The organism is Sanguibacter sp. Leaf3, assembly GCF_001425965.1.
GTDB lineage: Bacteria > Actinomycetota > Actinomycetes > Actinomycetales > Cellulomonadaceae > Sanguibacter > Sanguibacter inulinus.
Map to the genome: position 1 here is coordinate 15,286 of NZ_LMRH01000003.1, position 19,051 is coordinate 34,336.

A 19,051-nucleotide genomic window follows, 5' to 3' on the forward strand; every position below is an offset into this window, starting at 1 on the left:
GTCTCGCCCTACGAGACGTCTGCCTCGGACCGCGACACTCAGTCGCTCTGCAGTCTCCGAGCATGGGAGGGTGTGGGAACAGCGGGAATGCGAAGCCTCGCGCCTGTCAGGGCACCGCTGAGACATCCGAGCACCGGTCCGGCCCACGCCACCGGTGCGCCCGACATCACGAGACGAGGCCCACATGCTGGACAGCCGCGACCGCATCCAGACCACCCACGCCGGCAGCCTGCCGCGCACCCCCGAGCTCATCGCCGCGAACGACGCGCGCCAGCTCGCCGAGGACGGCTTCACCCTCGACCGCACCCCCGAGTTCGACGGCCTGCTCACCTCGGCCGTCGACGACCTCGTCGCCCGCCAGAAGGCTGTCGGCATCACCGTCCCGGGCGACGGCGAGTTCGGCAAGGCCATGACGAGCGCCGTCGACTACGGCGCCTGGTGGTCCTACTCCTTCCAGCGCGTGAGCGGCCTCGAGGTCACCGGCGAAGACATCTTCTCGGCCGAGCCCGTCCGCTCGGGCCCCGGCGACGTCCGGCTGACGACCTTCCCGGACCGCCGTGACTGGACGATCTTCCGCGAGGCGTACACCGACCCGACGAGCGGCATCTCGACGGGCAAGGGCGCCACGGCCTTCCCCGCGACGACCGGGAAGCTCGCCTATGTCGGCCACGACGCGATCGCCTCCGACATCGCGAACCTCAAGGCCGGCCTCGCGGCGAACGGGCTCACCGAGGGATTCGTCACGAGCCTGTCGCCCGGCAGCGGGTCGCGGATCCCCAACGCGTACTACGCCACGGAGGAAGAGCACATCTGGGCCTGGGCCGACGTCCTGCGCGAGGAGTACAAGGCCATCGTCGACGCCGGGCTGATCCTGCAGATCGACGACCCGTCGATCGCCGAGAACTGGGACCAGATCAACCCCGAGCCGAGCATCGAGGACTACCAGGCCTTCACGCGGATCCGGGTCGAGGCGCTCAACTACGCGCTGCGCGACCTGCCGCAGGAGCAGATCCGCTTCCACCTCTGCTGGGGCAGCTGGCACGGCCCGCACACCACAGACCTCGAGCTGAAGAACATCGTCGACCTCATGCTCGAGATCGACGCCGGCGCGTACTCCTTCGAAGCCGCGAACGCCCGCCACGAGCACGAGTGGAAGGTGTGGCAGGACGTCACGCTGCCCGAGGGCAAGCTCATCCTCCCCGGGATCGTCGGGCACGCGACGAACGTCGTCGAGCACCCCGAGCTCGTCGCCGACCGCATCGAGCGCTTCGCCTCGGTGGTCGGCAAGGAGAACGTCATCGCCTCGACCGACTGCGGGCTCGGCGGGCGCATCCACCCGCAGATCGCCTGGGCCAAGCTCGAGGCGCTCAGCGCCGGCGCAGAGCTCGCGACCCAGCGCCTCTGGGGCTGACGAGCCTCCCGGACCCCGACGAAGGACGCGCCACCCGCAGCGGGGGCGCGTCCTTCGCCGTGCTGAGAGCACGGCCCGCCCGGCTCTGAGGCCGGGCGGGCCCACGAGAGCATCTCGCTCGGACCCGTCGACCGTCAGTCGGTCGGCCCTCCTGCGTCGCTCGCACCCGAGTACTCCGCGTCGCTGACGTGCTCGCGCCACACGGTCGTGGTCGCGGGGTCGTCGGCGTTCTCGAGGATCGCGACGTGCTCCATGAACGCGTCGGGGGCGGCCGCGTGCCAGTGCTCTTCGCCGGGCGGCGTGTACAGGGTCTGGCCTGGCAGCACCTCGATCACGGTGCCGTCGCGCCCGCCGAACAGCGCACGCCCCTGCGTGACGTGCAGGTACTGTCCGCGGGCGTGAGAGTGCCACGCCGTCCGGGCACCGGGTGCGAAGCGCACCTTGGCGACGACAGCACGCTGCTCGGGGCCGTGCGGGACGGCGATCACGTCGAGCCACACGTCTCCGGCGAACTGCTCCGGCGGGTTCTTGGTGGTCGGCGTCTGGGGTTCGATGTTCATCGTGGGGTCCTCTCGCTGCTGGGGTGTCGTGGTGCCGCAGGTCGGGCCTGCGGGCGCGGTCCGCCCGGCGCTGGCCATCCACCAGGCGGGCTGGGCCGCTCGTCCGAGTCCACACCCGGACCCGGCCGACAACCAGGGCCCTGGCACTACCCCTCTCGCGCCCTGCCGGTCGCGCGACGGCCCCCGTCCCACGCGTAGACGCTGCATCCAGCGGTGCGCCGCACGCCGGACGGGGAGAACTCCCCGGTGCGGGGACGCCGCTGCCGACCTACGCTCGTCGGAGCGCGGTCCGGGGCACGGACGCCACCCGGCGGACTCAGACCGGGCGTGCACCCGTGCCGTGCGAGCGGCTCGGGACCGTGCCCTCCCCAGCCCGTGCACGCGTCACGCGCGGCGAGAGAAGGAGTCACACATGAGCAGCTCGACGGTCCCGGACTGGCCCCTGATCGAGGCCACCACCCGACCCGACGGTTCTGCGGAGGTCGTCATCGCGGGGACCTCCCACCCCATCGACACCACCTCGCTCGAGGACGCACGGGCTGCCATCGTCGCGACGGTCACCGAGACCGCGGTCGAGCTCGGCCGCCCGGTCCGCATGACGGCATCTGGACCCGACGGCCGGTGGCCGCTCGTGGTGCACCCCGACGGGAGCGTGCTGGACGACGACACAGCTTCGAGCCCGCGTGCCCCACGGCGAGCGGCCGCCGTGCCGTCAGCACCCCCGGCTCCGCCCGCGCCCCCTGCTCCTGAGGTCGACGCTGTGCCGCAGCCGACACCGGGCCCCACGCCCGGTCTGCCGACGGGGTCGCCCGAGCCTGCACAGCCGGCACCCGCTCCTCCGGTGCCTGAGCCTGTACCGACCCCCGAGCCCGAGGTCGCCCCCTCGGCGGCACCCGCACCAGCTCGGTCGGCCGCTCCGCCCGCACCTGCACCGGGCACACCGAACCCGAGCACGGGGTACCCCAGTGCGCCGGACGCGAACACACCAGGCTCGAGCAGCTCTGGCTCGAGCGCCCCGGGCGCACCCTCTCCTTCTCCCGCCCCGACGGCCCCCGGCGCCTGGGCACCCGGCTCCGCGGCTCCCGCGTACCCGGGCCAGTCAGCCGCCCCGGTCCTCACGAGCCCGACGGCCCCGCAGCCGCCTGGCCCGCTCCCGCTGAGCAGCACGCTCTCCTCCCTCGCAGCACCGACGCCGCCGCGCGGGGTCGGCACGCAGCACCAGCCGAGCACCCAGGCAGCACCCGAGACGCGCCGCGAGCGCCGCTCCTTCCTCACCGAAGAGCAGCGCGAGGAGCCCGCGACCCAGGGTGTGCGGGGTCTGCTGACGCGCGCCGGTGTGCGGATGAGCCCGAGCGACGCCGAGCGGGCGGAGCGTGCTGACAGGCTCGCTGTCAGCCAGCACTGGCCTGGTCCGCGGACCATCGCTGTGGTCAACGGCAAGGGAGGTGCGGGCAAGACGCCGACCACGGTGCTGCTCGCCGCGGTCTTCGCGCGCTACGGCGGTGCAGGGGTACTCACCTGGGACAACAACCAGACCCGCGGCACGCTGGGCTGGCGCACCGAGCAGGGTCCGCACGAGGCGACGCTGCTCGACCTCCTCCCCCAGGTCGACCGCCTGCTGAGCACCGGCGCGCAGTCGGCCGACCTCGCGCACTACGTGCACCACCAGACGCGCGACCGCTTCGACGTGCTGCGCTCCAAACCGATGGCCCTCGCGCAGGACCAGCGGATCGAGCCCGAGGACGTCGACGCGATCCACGCCGTGGCGGCCAAGTACTACAGGCTGATCTTCATCGACTCGGGCAACGACGAGTCCGACCCCATGTGGCGCCGGATGATCCACCACGCCGACCAGATCGTCGTGGCCACGACCACGCGCGACGACCACGCCGAGGCCGGTGCGCTGCTGCTCGAGGGGCTCGCGACGGTCGACGCCAAGGCGGCCGAGCTCGCGCGCAACGCCGTGGTGGTCGTCAGCCAGGCAGACCCCAAGGCCACGACGGCTGACGTGCAGCGGGTCGCGACCGGGTACGGGGACCTGGCGCGCGAGACCGTCACGGTGCCCTTCGACCCGGCGATGGTCGACGGCGTGCTGCGGCACGGGTCGCTGCGCCCTGCGACGCAGCGCGCGTGGCTGGCCGCCGGGGCGGCGGTCGCGCGCGGGCTCTGACGAGCGGGTCGTGACCTAGCCGGGCCTGGTCGAGCCTGGCCTGGTCGAGCAGGGCCTGACGGTCAGCCCGGCGCGCCGGCCGTCTCCTCGACGCCCTGCGGCAGGACGCCCGGGATCGCGCCCTGGACCTCGTCGACGATCGCGGACATCGCGCGCTGAGCGGCGGCAGGGTCGCCGAGGGCGACTGCCCGGGCCACGGCCTCGTGCTCGGCGAGGGCTGTCGGGACGGGCGAGGCCGGCATGAGACCGATGGCCGTGCGCCCCGACAGGACGGCTGCGATCACCTCGGAGAAGGCACCGAAGAGCTCGTTGCCGCTCGAGCGCAGCAGCAGCTCGTGCATGCGGATGTCGAGGGCGAGGAACTCCGCCTCACGTCCCGCGCCGGCCTCGCCGAGGAGCCGCATGCGCGCGGCGATGTCGGTGATCTCGCTCCGCACCTCGGCCGAGGCGTGCCGTGCCGCCCCCGCTGCGGCGAGCGGTTCGACGGCGTGCCGCAGCTCGGTGAGGCTGCGCAGCTGTGCGACCCGTCCGGGGCCTGCGAGACGCCAGAGGATCACGCGCGGGTCGAGCACGTTCCAGCTGTCGATCGCGAGGACGACGAGCCCCACCCGGCGGCTCGACCTCACCAGACCCAGGCCCTCGAGCAGGCGCATGACCTCGCGCGCGACGGTCCGGGAGATCCCGAACTCGGCCCCGAGGCCCTGGAGGGTCAGCACGGTCCCGGCGGGGACCTCGCCGCCGGTGATCCGGCGGCCGAGAGTCTCGAGCACAGGGCTGTGGAGGACGTCGGCGGGCACGGCCCAAGACTACGTCCGGGAGACTCCTCCACAGACGAGGGGTTGCAAAGGTGTTATCAATGAGCGATGCTCGGTCGGTGGACATCGACGTCGCCGGCGCGCAGAGCGCAGCCCCAGAGCACAGCACCCCATCCCCCGCCGTCTCGGCCCGCCCCGGCGTCGTCGCCGACGGACCAGCCGCCTCCTCAGCCCGTCTGCTCGTGGTCATGGGCGTGGCCGGGTGCGGCAAGACGACCACCGCCGCCCTGCTGGCCGGACGCCTCGGCGCCACCTTCGCTGAGGGAGACGAGTTCCACTCCCCCGCGAACGTGACCAAGATGTCGCTCGGCCACCCGCTGACCGACGACGACCGCTGGCCCTGGCTCCGCGGCATCCGCGACTGGTTGGCCGCCGAGGCACAGGCCGGCCGCAGCGCGGTCGTGCCGTGCAGCTCGCTCAAGCGCAGCTACCGCGACCTCCTCCGCGAGGCGGGGCCCGTCCAGTTCGTGCACCTCACCGGGTCCCGGGAGCTGCTGTCCGAGAGGATCCAGGGCCGGGCAGGGCACTTCATGAAGCCGGAGATGCTCACCTCGCAGCTCAGCACCCTCGAACCCCTCGCCGACGACGAGGCCGGGTTCACGGTCGACATCGCCCCGCGACCGGACGCGATCGTCGACACGATCATCCGGAACCTCGACCTCTGACCCACAGCACCACCGGCCGACGGCACAGCTGCCCCGGTCGTCCCATCCCCCCACGCCACACGTCGACGGAGACACCATGACGCCCGAGGACTGGACACAGACACTCACGGCAGGACCGCTGCTCGGCATCGCCGCAGCATCGATCGCGGTCCTGCTCGTACTCATCATCTGGCTGAAGATGCACGCCTTCGTGGCGCTCGTCCTCGTCAGCCTCATCACCGCCGTCGCGACAGGGATCCCCATCGGGTCCGTCGTGCCGGTCATGACCGGAGGCTTCGGCACCACGCTGGCCAGCGTCGCGCTGCTCGTGGCCCTCGGCGCGATGCTCGGACGACTCGTCGAGACGAGCGGCGGGGCCAAGGTGCTCGCCGACTTTCTCATCGACAAGTTCGGGGAGAAGCGCGCACCCTTCGCGCTCGGGCTCGCCTCGCTGATCTTCGGCTTCCCGATCTTCTTCGACGCGGGCCTCGTGGTCATGCTGCCGATCGTCTTCGCCGTCGCCCGCAGGCTCGGCGGCTCCGTGCTGCTGTACGGGCTCCCCGTCGCCGGTGCGTTCTCGGTCATGCACATCTACGTGCCCCCGCACCCCGGCCCCGTCGCCGCGACCGAGCTGCTCGGCGCGAGCATCGGCACGGTCCTGGCCGTCGGTCTCGTCGTCGCGATCCCCACCTGGTACGTCGCCGCGTACCTCTACGGCAAGCTCATGGGCAACCGCATCAACCTGCCCGTCCCGTCGATCCTCGGCGAGGCCGACGAGGGCGCGATCAAGAACCCGCCGTCCTTCGGCACGGTCGTCTCGCTCCTCCTGCTGCCCCTCGTGCTGATCTTCGCCAACACAGGCCTCGACGCCCTGCGCGCCTCGGGCACGGTCGACGGGGACGCCTTCTGGGTCCAGGCGCTCCGCGCCCTCGGCCAGACGCCGATCGCCCTGCTCGTGACCCTGCTCGTCGCCACGTACGTGCTGGGACGCCGCCGCGGTCGCTCAGGCGCAGAGCTCGAGAAGATCGTCGACTCCGCCCTCGGCCCTGTCGCCTCGGTCATCCTCATCACCGGTGCGGGCGGCATGTTCGGCGGGGTGCTCCGCGCCTCGGGCATCGGCGACGCGCTGGCCGACGTGCTCGGCGACCTCGGGGTCCCCGTGATCGTGGCCGGGTTCCTCATCGCCGCGATCCTGCGCGTGGCCCAGGGCTCGGCGACGGTCGCCCTCACCACGGCTGCGGGCCTCATCGCCCCGGCTGTCGCCGCCGGCGGCTACAGCTCGATCCAGCTCGCGACCGTGGTGGTCGCCGTCGCCGCTGGGTCTGTCGTGCTGAGCCACGTGAACGACTCGGGCTTCTGGCTCGTCGGGCGGTTCTTCGACATGGACGTCAAGACGACGTTCAAGACCTGGACCGTCATGGAGACTCTCATCGGTCTCATGGGCTTCGCGATCGCGATGGCGATCTTCGCGGTCGTCTGACGCAGGCGGACTGACGAGCCGTCGTCTGGCACGGCGCTCGTCGGACACCGCGTCACCTGACGCACAGCGTGCCCGAAGCAAGGCTCGAGGGGCGGGCATCTCCGGTCGGAGGTGCCCGCCCCTCAGTCGTCGTCCCCGACGGCGAGCGCAGCCTGGACGAGGGCGAGGTGGCTCAGGGCCTGCGGCAGGTTGCCGAGGAACTCCCCGGTGCTCTCGTCGATCATCTCGGACCAGATCCCCACGTCGTTCGCCTGTTCGAGCAGCTCGTCCATCCAGGCGGCGGCCTCCTCCCGGCGCCCGACGTGGGCGAGGGCGGCGACACCCCAGAAGGCACAGGCAACGAAGGTCGCCTCTTCCTCGCGCATGCCCGTGTACCTGTAGAGCAGCGGCCCCGCGCCGAGCTCGCGGCGCAGCGCGTCGATGGTCGAGCTCATGCGCTCGCCGCGGTCGAAGCCGCTCATGGCGTGCAGCAAGATCGACGCGTCCAGGTCGGTGCTGCCGGGGTACATGACGTACGCACCGAGCTCCTCGGACCAGCACTCGGTCTCGACCCACTCGCGGATGCGCTCGGCCTCGGCCCGCCACCTGTCGGGGACGCCCGGGATCTGCCCGGCCTCGGCGAGGTGCACGGCGCAGGTGAGCGCCTGCCAGCAGCCGAGCTTCGACGTCGTGTAGTGGCGCTCGTCGGTCAGCTCCCACATGCCCGCGTCGAGCCTGTGCCACGCGTCGCAGGCCTCGTCGGCGATCGAGGCGAGCAGCCGGCCGGTCTCGGCGTCGAGCAGGTTGCCCGCGTCGACGTAGCCGCGAACCACCCCGAGCAGGTCGCCGTACACACCGAGCTGGAGCTGCTCGGCAGCGTGGTTGCCGTCGACCACGGGACCGATCCCCCGCCAGCCGGGGACCTGTGCGAAGGCGTGCTCGCCCGGCAGCTCGCCGCCGAGCGTGTAGAACACCCGCATGTCGGACTCGCGGAGCGTGGTGAGCGTCCAGCTGATCGCCGCGTGGGTCTCCTCCGACAGACCGAAGCCGATGAGCGCGTCGACGGTGTAGGCGGTGTCGCGGAGCCAGGAATAGCGGTAGTCCCAGTTCTTCCCGCCCGCGAGGCTCTCGGGCAGCGACGTGGTCGCCGCCGCGGCGATCGCGCCAGACGGTGAGTAGATGAGCAGCTTGAGGGCGAGGGCGCTGCGCTGGACGGCCTTGCCCCAGCGTCCGTCGTAGTGGAAGGCCTCGGTCCAGGCGCGCCAGTTGTCGACGGTGCGGTCGACCCCCTCGTCGAGGGACTCGGGGGTCGGCAGGAGCACGGGCTCGCGGCCCGTGCCCACCAGGCCGACGGTGTGCCGTGACCCGGGCGAGGTGCTGAAGACCCCGGAGATCGACTGGTCGGCCGCGACGCACGTGGTGTCGCCGAGCAGCCTGACGGCGAGGGTGACGCCGTCGACCCGCAGGACCGGACCGTGCACGGTCTCCTGGACCCAGGGCGACGCCGTGCTGAACACCGTGCCAGGGAGGACCCGCCACGCCATCGGCACCGTGCCGCTCAGCCCGTCGACGCGCCGGGCGAGCTCGGTCCACGGCAGCCGCCCGGCGACGCCGGTGTTGAGCGAGTCCGTCACGCGGACCGTCCCGGTGGCCGTGGTGAAGGTCGTCTGCAGCACGTTGGTGCCCACGACGTACTGCCGCTGCACCTGGAAGGGCTGGGTCGGCGCGAGCTCGAGGCACCCGCCGTCCTGCCCGTCGAGCAGCGAGGCGAAGACGGGCCGCGAGTGCAGGTTCGGCACCGGGAACCAGTCGATGCGGCCGTCGTCCGCGACGAGCGCGACCGTGCGCCCGTCGCCGATCGCGGCGTAGGTGCGCAGCGGCGCGTAGCCGTCGGTGCGGGTGGCCGGGGCGCGCGGCTCGTCGCGGTCCCGGTGGCCGGAGCCCTCGACGTTGTCGCCGGCGTCGCCGTCGAGGTTGCCGAGGCTGCCCTGCTCGGTCATCGGGCACCTCCGCAGGTTCCGGTGCCTGTCGCGGGCGAGACGTCGTGCAGCATGGGGCTCCGTCCCAGAGTGAGAAAAGAGCCTGCGCGCGTCTGCGCGAGGCTCTCTCTCATCGTCAGGTCGGGGCGGTCGAGGCGCAACCGGCGGGGTGGGGTGCGGGTGCGGGTGCGGGTGCGTGCCGCGCGTCACCGGGGTGGTCGTGACCGGTCTGGTCGGCACCGGGCGGACGGTCCGAGGGCCGGGCGTGCGAGGGCAGGGTGTGCGAGGGCGGGGAGTGCGACACCTCAGGCGAGGACGGAGTCGCCGTCCCGGTCGCGCCCTGCTGCACCCGTGCGCGCGGGGCGCGCCTGGGGGGCCGCCAGCAGGTGGTGACGACGCGCCCACATCTCGAAGACGAGGGTCATGAGCGGGGGCACGCTCGCCGCGAGCGCGACGAAGGCGACCTTCCACGACCACCGGAGCCTCACGGCGGCGACGAGGGCGACGACCACGTAGAGCACGAACACTCCCCCGTGCAGGCGGCCGAACAGCCACACGCCCTGGTCGGTGGTCTCCGTGACGTACTTGAGGAACATCCCGACGAGCAGACCGGCCCAGGTGAAAGCCTCGACGAGGGCGACGACGGAGAAGACTCGTCCGACGGTGGACGGGCGGGGGGAGGTCATGGAGGGAGTCCTGTTCGTGGGGGGTCGGTGACGACCTGGCGGGCAGGTGCAGGCAGGGGGGTGCGTGCGCATCCTACGGGCGAGGGCTGGGAGGTCGTGGGGAGCTGCGACAGGTTGACGCGTGACCTGGCGCGCGGGTGATACTCGGGGCATGGAGATCGAGTACGACGACGACCCTCGCCGTGTGCAGCGCGACGTGGTGCGGCGCTGGCTGTCGACAGAGGCCTACTGGGGCCGGTGGCGCGGCGACGCTGACATCGACGCGTCGCTCGACGGGTCGTGGCGCGTCGTCGGGGCCTACCGCACCGACACGGGTGAGCTGGTCGGCTGCGCACGCGCGGGGTCCGACGGGGTCGGCTTCGCCTACCTCGCCGACGTGTTCGTCGTCGCCGAGGCCCGAGGTCACGGCGTCGGGAAGGGCCTGGTCCGGACGATGATCGACGAGGGCCCGGGCGCCCTCTTCCGCTGGACCCTGTTCACAGCCGACGCGCACGGGCTCTACGCGAAGCACGGGTTCGGACCCGCTGACGAGACGGCGATGGTGCGCCCGGCGGGCGACCTCGTCGGGCGGTGAGGCGGCGCTGATCTTCGGCCTGAGCCCGACGGTTCTGCGGGTCCCCCGGGAGAGCCGTCGCACCCTCCGGCGTCACACGGGTCGGCGTCGCCTCCGGAGCGCGAAAGTCACGACCAGCGGCCACAGCGACTGCGCCCCCGCGACGAGGCGTTCCGTGAACCCGGTGAGGGCGCCGTCGTCGGGTGTCACCTGCTGGAGCTCGGCGACGAAGACCCCGACGAGGGCGAGCAGCACGACCGAGACCGGGACGGCGACCTTCGCCGACAGCACCCCCTGCCCGCCGCGGCGGGCAGCGAGCGCCGGCCACAGCCCGAGAGCCCCGAAGCCGACGGCCGCCGAGATGCCGTGCAGCTGGGAGTGGGTGTCGGAGGGGAACATCGCGACCGCGAAGGTCGCCAGACCACCGAGCACGAGGAACGCCCGGCCCGCCACCGGGACCTCCCGCAGGCCCGACGCCGTGACGCAGTGAGCGATCCCCGTCACCGCGAGCCCAGCACCCATGACCCAGGGCGCGACCATGCCGGCGGTCGCGAGGTCGCTGATGGTGTCGCGGACCGGGTCGAAGGACGGCTGGAGCGCCTGCGACAGGGTCCACCCGCCGATCATGGCGACGGGTGCGACGACCGACGAGACGAGGGCCCACCACGGCGGTCGGGGGGCGTCGGGCAGCGCGTGACGGACGGGGGACCAGGTCGAGCGCGGGCTGCCGGCAGTCATCGCACCACTATCAGCGCCCGCGACCACCCCCGCGACCCAGGACACCCCCTTCACCCACCCTTCCCACCGGGGTCGCATCTCCTGGCTCGAGGTGCTGGCAGTGCGATCTCGCTGCGGGTCAGGCCTCGGGCTCCTCCGCGGTGTGCGGGCGACCCAGCGGGATCACCAGCGGGGTCTTGCTCACGGGGTCTTCGATGATCATGCAGCGCAGGCCGAAGACCTCTTCGACGAGCTCGGCGGTGATGATCTCCTCGGGGCGGCCCTGGGCGACGACGGCACCGTCCTTCATGGCGATGAGGTGGGTCGCGTAGCGGCAGGCGTGGTTGAGGTCGTGCAGCACGGCGACGAGGGTGTGCCCGTGGCGGTTGAGGTCGCCGAAGAGCTCGAGCAGCTCGATCTGGTGCGCGATGTCGAGGAAGGTCGTCGGCTCGTCGAGGAGCAGCAGCGGGGTCTCCTGGGCGAGGACCATCGACACCCACACGCGCTGACGCTGCCCGCCGGAGAGCTCGTCGACGAGGCGACCGGAGAGCGCCGTGACCTGCGTGGCCTCGAGGGCCCGCACCACGGCGGCCTCGTCCTCGACGGACCACTGGCGCAACAGCTTCTGGTGCGGGTAGCGGCCGCGCGCGACGAGGTCGGCGACGGTGATGCCGTCGGGGGCGATCGACGTCTGCGGCAGCAGACCGAGACGGCGCGCGACCTCCTTGGCCTTGTACGAGGTGATGGCCTCGCCGTCGAGCACGACCTGCCCCTCGGAGGGCTTGAGCAGCCGCGACAGGGCGCGCAGGAGCGTCGACTTGCCGCAGGCGTTCGGCCCGACGATCACGGTGAAGGAGTCGTCGGGGATCTCGACGGTCAGGCCCTTCGACACCGGGTGCTCGGAGTACCCGATGGTCACGCCCTCGGCGCGCAGGCGCGGACCCTCGTCTGCGGTGCGGCGGGCAGCCGGGCCTGTCGCGGTGGTGGAGCCGAGCACATCGGTCGTCATCTGGGTGGTCTCTCTGCGAGGAGGGCGAGGGGTCTGGTCGGGCACGGTCTCGGTGGTCTGGTGGCGTCTCACTGCCGTCTGGCCTCTCGGGCGAGCAGCCACACGAGGTAGCAGCCGCCGACGCTCACGGTGACGACCCCCACGGGCAGCTGGGTCGGGGCGAAGACGCGCTGCGCGGCGAGGTCGCTCACCACGAGCAGCAGCGCGCCGAGCACGGCCGAGGGCAGCATCGCGACCGAGGGGCTGCGGGTGAGCCGCCGGGCGAGCTGGGGTGCGGCGAGGGAGATGAAGGCGATCGGCCCGGCGGCGGCCGTGACGAGCGCTGTGAGCGCGACACCGAGCACGAGCATCGCGAGGCGCGTCGGCTCGGTGCGGACACCGAGGGCCTGCGCGGCGTCGTCGCCCATCTCGAGGATCCCCATCCGGCGGCTGAGCACCACGAGGGCGGGCAGCAGCACGACGAGGATGATGGTCACCGGTGCCACCTGCGTCCACGACAGCCCGTTGAGCGAGCCTGCTCCCCAGGCCGCGGCGCTCATGGCCTTCTCGAGGTCCGCCTTGATGATCAACCACGTGTTGACCGAGGCGAGCACGGCGCTGATCGCGATCCCGACGATGATGAGCCTGAACCCCTGGGCGCCGCCACGGTAGGCGAGGGCGTAGACGAGGCCCGCTGTCACCAGACCACCGACCATCGCTCCGGCGGCGATGTCGTAGTACGAGCCGCCGAGCAGCAGGATCACGACGAGCGCCCCGGTGTACGCGCCGGTGTTGAAGCCGATGATGTCGGGGCTGCCGAGCGGGTTGCGGGTCATGGACTGGAAGATCGCGCCGCTCGCGCCGAGGGCGGCGCCGAGCAGGAGCGCGAGCAGGACGCGCGGCAGCCGCCAGTCGACGACGACCATGCGGACCACCGTCGTCGTCTCGCCGAAGAGCGCCTGCAGGACGTCGGGCACCGACACCTCGTAGTCGCCGACTCCGAGGGCGACGAGGCCGACACCGAGGGCGAGGACGCCCAGGGCGGCGAGCACGACGAGGGTGCGCAGGTCCACCCGGCCGGAGAACCGCCCGCGGACGAGCCGCAGGGTCCAGGTGGGCCGCCCGGTGCTCACGCGTCGAGAGCTCTCAGCCCCGCGCGGCACCGGCGCCTGCGCACCACGCGGGGTCCGCGCAGTCGAAGGGCTGGACGGTGTCGGCGGGGTCCCGCCCGGGGTCTCGAGGTCGGCGCTCACAGCCCGCTCACCTTCCGTCGTCGCACGAGCCAGATGAGCACGGGTGCCCCGACGAAGGCCGTGACGATGCCGACCTGGAGCTCACCGGGACGCAGCACGATGCGCCCGAGGACGTCGGAGACGAGCAGCAGGGTCGGGGCCATGACGAGGGTGTAGGGCATGATCCAGCGCTGGTCGGGTCCGACGAACCAGCGGGCGACGTGCGGGACCATGAGGCCGACGAAGCCGATCGGCCCGGCGGCGGCGGTGGCCGCGCCGCACAGGAGCGTGACCCCCACGACGACCCACACACGAGTCCGCGTGAGGTTCGCCCCGAGGGAGCTGGCGAGGTCATCGCCGAGCGCCACGGCGTTGAGCGGGCGGGCGACGAGCAGCGCGACGAGCGTCCCGACCACGATGAAGGGCGTGACCGTCCCGACCATCTCCCACGTGCGGTTGCTCAGGGTGCCCGCACCCCAGAACCGCATGGCGTCGAAGACCCGCGGGTTGAGCAGCGTGATCCCCGACGAGACCCCGCCGAGGACGGCGCCGATCGCGATCCCCGCGAGAGTCAGCCGGACAGGCGTGGTGCCACCGCGGCCCATCGACCCGATGACGTAGACGACCACCGTCGTCACGACGGCGCCGAGGAAGGCGAACCAGATGTACTGCTGGATGTCCACGACCCCGAAGACGGCGACGCCGACGACCACCGCGAAGCCCGCTCCTGCGTTGACGCCGAGGATCCCGGGGTCGGCGAGCGGGTTGCGGGTCAGGGCCTGGATCATCGCACCCGACAGCCCGAGCGCGATGCCGACGAGCAGCCCGAGGATGGTCCGGGGGGCGCGCATCTCACGGACGATGATGTGGTCGTTCGACCCGTCGGGCGAGAAGAGCCCGCTGAGCACGGTGGCGAAGGGGATGTTCTTCGAGCCGACGGCGAGGCTCAGCAGCAGCGCGACCGCGAGCACCGCGACGAGGACCAGCAACCAGAAGGCGCGGGTGGCGTTGGTGTGCGCGAGGCCGGCGGGGGCTGCGGACGCCTCGGGCAGCGTGCCGCCCTCCGCGGTCACGGCGACCACCGGTCTGCCCGCCACGCCGGCCGTCCCACCTGGCGTGGCGCTCTCAGCCGTCTCCGGACCGCCCGGGGGCAGGTGCCTGCCGGGCGGCTGAGCGCCGGTGTCTCTCGTCGAGGTCGTCATCGTCTGTCCCAGTCCTACAGCCCGAGGGTCTCGAGCGTCGCGAAGTACTCGTCTTCGATCTCTTCGACCGCGCGACCCTCGTCGTCCCACAGCCTCATGAGCCACTGCTTGGTCTCGGCGTCGACGGCATCCCAGCGCTCGGTCCACTCTTCGACCTTGTCGGTCCAGTAGCCGATCACCTTGTAGGCGGTGCCCGGCAGACCGCGCTCGTGGCGCAGGTGCTTGCGGACCGTGCGCATGACCTTGGCCTCCCCGGCGAACCACACGTAGCCGACGCCGTCGGGCAGGTCGACGGTCCGCAGGATCTCGTCGAGGCGGGACTGGCTGTAGCCGTTGCCGCCGTAGACCCAGACGACGTCGACCCCGGGGCGCGAGAGGCCCTGGTGGTGGGTCTCGTCGGGGACCTCGACGATCACGCGGGTCCGCACGCCGGCCGGAGCCTGCTCGACCAGGCGTCCGACGGCCGGCAACCCCGTCGCGTCGGCGAGCAGCAGCTGCCACTCGAGGCCGTCGGGCGGGCTGTACAGACCGCAGGGCGAGTTGAGGCCGACGACGTCGCCGACGGTCGCGTGCTGCGCCCAGGTCGCCGCGACCCCGCCCTCGTGCACCACGAAGTCGATCGTCAGGGTGCCCGCAGCAGGGTCGACAGCGCGCACCGTGTAGGTGCGCATCGGCGACGGCGTGACGCCCTCGGGGTAGTCCCAGCTCTTCTCCGTCGCGAAGGGCAGCACAGGCTCGGACTCCCCCGGGGCCGGCAGGAACACCCGGAGGTACTCGTCCCCCACGCCCGTCGAGACGAAGTCAGCGACGCCCTCGCCGCCGAGGACGATCCGGATCATGCCTGCGGTGAGGCGGGTGGTCGAGACGACCTCGGCGCGGAAGATGTTCACGACGGCACCGTGACGTCGAGGCCGAGGTCGCCGGCCGTCCCCGGGGAGGTCACGGGGACGAGGTCGCGCTCGACGCTGCGCAGGCCGAGCGGCGCGGCGGCGCGGGCGGCTGCTGAAGACACGGTGGAAGACCGCGTGGTGGAGCGTGTCATGGGGGGTCCTAGGGTCGAGTCGGCAGGCCCGGGGAGCTGCGGACCGCTGGTCGTCGACCGGGCCGCGCTGGTTAGGCATACCTACCCTAACTGCAGGCCCCTGCGAGGTGAAGACGTCTGGCGCTCCGCACCGCTCTCGCGGCCGCACCACCGGGGACGAGCCAGACCACCGCGTGCCGCCGCGGGTCGTCGCAGGCCACGGCCGGATCCGCCGATTTATTTGAAGAGTCAAGCAAACGCGGTAGACTCAGGAGATGACCACACCCCCCGGACCCGACGACGCACGCTGGCTCTCGACCGCCGAGAACCTCACGTGGTTGCGCCTGTCCGAGGTGATGATCCGGCTCCCCGCCGCCCTCGACGCCCAGCTGACCCGCGACGCCGGCATCAGCTTCTACGAGTACATGGTCCTCGCGATGCTCTCCGAGCAGGACGACCGCACTCTCGGCATGGGACAGCTCGCCCGGCTGACGAGCGGTTCGCTCTCGCGCCTGTCCCACGTGGTCAAGCGCCTCGAGAAGCAGGGCTACGTCCGTCGCGAGGCCAGCCAGCACGACCGCCGCCACACCAACGCGATCCTCACCGACGCAGGCCTCGACAAGATCGTGGCGTCAGCGCCGGGTCACGTCGAGACCGTCCGCCACCTCGTCTTCGACGCGCTGTCCCCCGACCAGTCCGACAGCCTGCGCGAAGCCGCCACGCTGATCCGCCACCAGATCGACCCCTCCGACGAGTGGAAGCTCGCGCCGGACTCCCCGACGGTCTGAGGTCGCCGGGTCGGCCGCGCTGACGAGGACCTCCGCACCCCGGCACGGACCTGGGAGCGCTGCGCCCGACCCGTGCGCCAGATCTGCTCCGCCCGATCTCACCCTCGGACGGGGACTCCACCCCATCCGCAGCCCTCGTGCCCGGCGCGGTCTCGCTGCACACTGTGACGATGAGCACCTCGCCCCCTCCTCCCCCGTCGACGCCCGACCCGCCCGGTCACGGCGCTGGGCCGTCCGTCCCCGGTCAGCAGCCCGGACCGTGGGCGGCTCCACGACCGCCTGCCCAGCCCGGCTACGGGCAGGGCCCAGGGCCGGCCCCCGCAGGGTGGCCGGGCTCCCCGGGTACGGGCCACCCGTCGCAGGGCGGCTACCAGCCGCAGCCCACCGGGTATCCGGACGGCAGTGGGCACCCGAGCGCCCCGCAGACCTCCGGCTACGCGGCTCAGCAGCCCGGCCCGCCCTCGCGGCCCGGTCAGTCTCCGTGGGCTGCGCCGGCTCCGCGCCGCCCACGCCGCTCTCGACGCTGGGCGGTCGCACTCGGCGTCCTCCTCGTGCTCGCCCTCGGCGGCGGGACGACAGCCGTCCTGGTCGACCGGGCGAACGACCAGCGCGCAGCCCAAGAGCTCGCGGACAGTGTGGCGCGCGAGGCCCAGGAGCTCGCCGACGCCGAGACCGCCTACGACGACGCCGTCGAGGACCTCGACAGCGTCGTCGGCTCTCTCACCACGCTCGCGACCGACGTCGACCTGGCCCTCACAGACGCCACCTCGGACATCGACGACGCCACCCTGCTGCTCGACGCCGCACCTGTGGGCGTCGTCCCCGAGGCCGAGCGCACGGCACTCGACACCGCACGGGCCGACCTCTCGACGGCAGTCGACTCCTGGGGCCCGTCGCAAGAGGCACCGGAGCCCCCCGAGGCCCGTCCGACGACGACCGACGAGCTCGTCGAGGCGACCGAGCAGGTGGAGGCCGACGTCGAGACCCTCACCACGACGCTCGAGGACACCCAGACCGGGCTCGACACCCTCACGACCCAGCAGGACACGCTCGCCGACGCCGCCGACGCGCTGCTCGCGACGGTGCCTGCCACGTCGCAGAGCTACGTCGACACCTACACGGTCGCGACGAACGCCAGCCGCTCGGAGATGCAGATCGCGGCCGCCGGCGTCTCGCCGAGCTGGTCGGCCGACAGCAGCACCCAGCTGGCGACCTTCGCGGCCGCTGCGAACGCCGTGGTCACCTCCCAGACCGACCAGGAATGGCTGCTGGCCAACCCCGTCCACCCGAACCGGCCCGTCGTCGAGGCCTTCGCCCGCTCGCTCGCCGGCGGGGTGCCTGTCGACTTCGCCTGGGCGCCCGAGGTCAACGGGCACGGCCTCGGCAACTCGTGGGGCGGCTACGGCACGTGGAACACCGCGCAGTACGGGTACTCGACCATCACGCTGTCGGACAACGTCGCCGAGCGGTGGCCCGAGGAGGGCGTGCAGGCCCTGGTGGTCCACGAGACCGGGCACGCGATCACGTCCAAGTGCTACGACCTCTACTCGGCGGCGCCCTTCAACAGCGACGACGAGATGTTCGCGACCTCGTGGGCGATCAGCATGGGCTACGACGACGGCAACGGCTCGGGCGAGTGGCTCTACGGCCGGCCAAGCGACGAGCAGATCGCTGCTGCCGCAGGGTGCCGCTGACCCGCGACGCACGAGAGCCCGCCCCCGGTGAGGGGACGGGCTCTCGTGAAGCTTCTGAGGCGATCAGTCGCGGAAGACGTCCTTGACGTTCTCGCCAGCCTGCTTGGCCGAGGCCTTCGACTGGTCGGCCTTGCCCTCAGCCTCGAGGCGCTCGTTGTCGGTCGCCGAGCCGGTCGCTTCCTTGACCTTGCCCTTGGCGTCTTCTGCAGCGTTCTTGATCTTGTCACCAAGTCCCATGATGGGCCTCCTCAGGTTGTCCGATATCTCGACGGTACGTGCGTCTCACCACGCCCGCATCTCGAGGAAGGGGTGACGTCCAGAGCCTCCACAGGTCCTGCACGGACACCTGGAAGACGCACAGATCCGCCGTTCTCGCACGTCGAGAGGCGTCGTGCGGGAGGCTGGTCAGTGCGTCGTCCCGCCCGTCACGCGCAGGTCGACCCCTGTCGACAGGCTCGTGCGCACGATCGTGTCGAGACCTGCGGTGATGACGTCGAGGGTCAGGCTCGGGTGCCGGGTGCCCGCCGCCTGCTCCGGCGTGAAGGGGACGTGCACGAAGCCACCGCGCGCGACCGGTCCGCCGGCCGAGCGGCCCGCGAGCTCGTGCATCACCTGGTAGAACACGTGGTTGCAGACGAAGGTCCCCGCGGTCTGCGAGACCGACGCCGGGACACCAGCCGAGGTCATGGCTGCGACGCAGGCCTTGACGGGCAGTGTCGCGAAGTAGGCTGCGGGCCCGCCAGGCACCACGGGCTCGTCGACGGGCGAGAAGCCTCCGTTGTCGGGGATCCGGGCGTCGTCGACGTTGATCGCGACCCGCTCGACCGTCACGTCCGGGCGCCCGCCTGCCTGGCCGACCGCGACGACGAGGTCGGGCCGGCTCCGCTCGACCGCCTCCGCGAGCGCCGGACCTGCCGTGCGGAAGTCGACCGGGAGCTCGAGGGTCACGAGCTCGGCAGGCCCGTCCCACGCGGCGGCGAGGCGCTGCACGGCCTGCCAGGACGGGTTGACCGTCTGCCCGCCGAAGGGCTCGAATCCGGTCAGGAGGACGACTGGCACGTGGATCACCTCGGGTGTCGGGAGGCGCCCCCTCTGGGCGCCGGGCGGCTGCACCGCACCTGGGACCACCGTA

19 protein-coding genes are annotated in these 19,051 nt (G+C 72.3%); 7 read left to right on the plus strand and 12 right to left on the minus strand.

Features of this window, described 5'->3' with window-relative positions; genetic code table 11:
• The first annotated feature begins 184 nt into the window (after positions 1-184).
• The gene (locus tag ASG53_RS13445; protein WP_056134378.1) at positions 185-1,411 is read left to right on the plus strand and encodes a cobalamin-independent methionine synthase II family protein; all 1,227 of its coding nucleotides are present in this window, start codon (positions 185-187) and stop codon (positions 1,409-1,411) included.
• A 134-nt stretch (positions 1,412-1,545) separates the two neighbouring features.
• Here the strand turns inward: ASG53_RS13445 and ASG53_RS13450 are convergent, their stop codons facing one another.
• The gene (locus ASG53_RS13450) at positions 1,546-1,971 is read right to left on the minus strand and encodes a (R)-mandelonitrile lyase (RefSeq protein ID WP_056136278.1); all 426 of its coding nucleotides are present in this window, start codon (positions 1,969-1,971) and stop codon (positions 1,546-1,548) included.
• Positions 1,972-2,383: 412 nt separating this feature from the next.
• Here ASG53_RS13450 and ASG53_RS19900 point away from each other — a divergent pair, with 412 nt between their 5' ends.
• Positions 2,384-4,141, plus strand: a complete 1,758-nt coding sequence (locus tag ASG53_RS19900) for an AAA family ATPase (protein ID WP_056134380.1) — start codon at positions 2,384-2,386, stop codon at positions 4,139-4,141.
• A 62-nt stretch (positions 4,142-4,203) separates the two neighbouring features.
• On the opposite strand, the gene ASG53_RS13460 is transcribed toward ASG53_RS19900, so the two are convergent.
• On the minus strand, positions 4,204-4,938 hold the full coding sequence (locus tag ASG53_RS13460) for a FadR/GntR family transcriptional regulator (protein ID WP_056134383.1): 735 nt from the start codon (positions 4,936-4,938) through the stop codon (positions 4,204-4,206).
• A gap of 206 nt (positions 4,939-5,144) precedes the next feature.
• Between ASG53_RS13460 and ASG53_RS13465 the strand changes: the two genes are divergently transcribed.
• Both ASG53_RS13465 and ASG53_RS13470 read left to right on the plus strand, forming a co-directional pair.
• Positions 5,145-5,621 (plus strand): gluconokinase, encoded by a 477-nt coding sequence (locus ASG53_RS13465; protein WP_056136280.1) that lies wholly within the window; start codon positions 5,145-5,147, stop codon positions 5,619-5,621.
• A gap of 76 nt (positions 5,622-5,697) precedes the next feature.
• Entirely contained in the window at positions 5,698-7,080 is a 1,383-nt protein-coding gene (locus ASG53_RS13470; RefSeq protein ID WP_056134384.1) for a GntP family permease, read from the plus strand.
• 122 nt (positions 7,081-7,202) lie between these two features.
• Here ASG53_RS13470 and ASG53_RS13475 read toward each other — a convergent pair whose 3' ends face one another.
• Both ASG53_RS13475 and ASG53_RS13480 read right to left on the minus strand, forming a co-directional pair.
• Positions 7,203-9,059: a glycoside hydrolase family 15 protein gene (locus tag ASG53_RS13475; RefSeq protein WP_235533942.1), complete on the minus strand. Its 1,857-nt coding sequence runs from the start codon at positions 9,057-9,059 to the stop codon at positions 7,203-7,205.
• Between the two features lie 284 nt (positions 9,060-9,343).
• The gene (locus ASG53_RS13480) at positions 9,344-9,724 is read right to left on the minus strand and encodes a DUF3817 domain-containing protein (protein WP_056134387.1); all 381 of its coding nucleotides are present in this window, start codon (positions 9,722-9,724) and stop codon (positions 9,344-9,346) included.
• 151 nt (positions 9,725-9,875) lie between these two features.
• Here ASG53_RS13480 and ASG53_RS13485 point away from each other — a divergent pair, with 151 nt between their 5' ends.
• The gene (locus ASG53_RS13485) at positions 9,876-10,298 is read left to right on the plus strand and encodes a GNAT family N-acetyltransferase (protein ID WP_056134389.1); all 423 of its coding nucleotides are present in this window, start codon (positions 9,876-9,878) and stop codon (positions 10,296-10,298) included.
• 72 nt (positions 10,299-10,370) lie between these two features.
• Here ASG53_RS13485 and ASG53_RS13490 read toward each other — a convergent pair whose 3' ends face one another.
• The 6 genes from ASG53_RS13490 to ASG53_RS19905 all read right to left on the minus strand — a co-directional run bounded on the left by ASG53_RS13490 (position 10,371) and on the right by ASG53_RS19905 (position 15,458).
• Entirely contained in the window at positions 10,371-11,015 is a 645-nt protein-coding gene (locus ASG53_RS13490) for a DUF998 domain-containing protein (protein WP_056134394.1), read from the minus strand.
• Positions 11,016-11,133: 118 nt separating this feature from the next.
• On the minus strand, positions 11,134-12,003 hold the full coding sequence (locus ASG53_RS13495; protein ID WP_056136283.1) for an ABC transporter ATP-binding protein: 870 nt from the start codon (positions 12,001-12,003) through the stop codon (positions 11,134-11,136).
• Positions 12,004-12,071: 68 nt separating this feature from the next.
• Entirely contained in the window at positions 12,072-13,145 is a 1,074-nt protein-coding gene (locus ASG53_RS13500) for a FecCD family ABC transporter permease (protein ID WP_442983376.1), read from the minus strand.
• An 86-nt stretch (positions 13,146-13,231) separates the two neighbouring features.
• Positions 13,232-14,311, minus strand: a complete 1,080-nt coding sequence (gene fepD / locus ASG53_RS13505) for a Fe(3+)-siderophore ABC transporter permease (RefSeq protein WP_235533943.1) — start codon at positions 14,309-14,311, stop codon at positions 13,232-13,234.
• Positions 14,312-14,430: 119 nt separating this feature from the next.
• Entirely contained in the window at positions 14,431-15,306 is an 876-nt protein-coding gene (locus tag ASG53_RS13510) for a siderophore-interacting protein (RefSeq protein ID WP_082544072.1), read from the minus strand.
• Positions 15,303-15,458: a hypothetical protein gene (locus ASG53_RS19905; RefSeq protein ID WP_156382810.1), complete on the minus strand. Its 156-nt coding sequence runs from the start codon at positions 15,456-15,458 to the stop codon at positions 15,303-15,305. The genes ASG53_RS13510 and ASG53_RS19905 overlap by 4 nt, the downstream gene beginning before the upstream one ends.
• 254 nt (positions 15,459-15,712) lie before the next feature.
• Here ASG53_RS19905 and ASG53_RS13515 point away from each other — a divergent pair, with 254 nt between their 5' ends.
• Together ASG53_RS13515 and ASG53_RS13520 are read left to right on the plus strand one after the other, a co-directional pair.
• A complete protein-coding gene (locus ASG53_RS13515) occupies positions 15,713-16,225 on the plus strand; it encodes a MarR family winged helix-turn-helix transcriptional regulator (RefSeq protein WP_056134400.1) in 513 nt (170 codons plus the stop codon).
• A 170-nt stretch (positions 16,226-16,395) separates the two neighbouring features.
• Entirely contained in the window at positions 16,396-17,919 is a 1,524-nt protein-coding gene (locus ASG53_RS13520) for a hypothetical protein (protein WP_156382811.1), read from the plus strand.
• A gap of 63 nt (positions 17,920-17,982) precedes the next feature.
• Here the strand turns inward: ASG53_RS13520 and ASG53_RS13525 are convergent, their stop codons facing one another.
• Positions 17,983-18,156 carry a CsbD family protein gene (locus tag ASG53_RS13525; protein ID WP_056134405.1) on the minus strand — a complete coding sequence of 58 codons (174 nt, stop codon included), beginning with the start codon at positions 18,154-18,156 and terminating at the stop codon, positions 17,983-17,985.
• A 168-nt stretch (positions 18,157-18,324) separates the two neighbouring features.
• The gene (gene pcp, locus ASG53_RS13530; protein ID WP_056136289.1) at positions 18,325-18,978 is read right to left on the minus strand and encodes a pyroglutamyl-peptidase I; all 654 of its coding nucleotides are present in this window, start codon (positions 18,976-18,978) and stop codon (positions 18,325-18,327) included.
• Positions 18,979-19,051 lie beyond the last annotated feature (73 nt).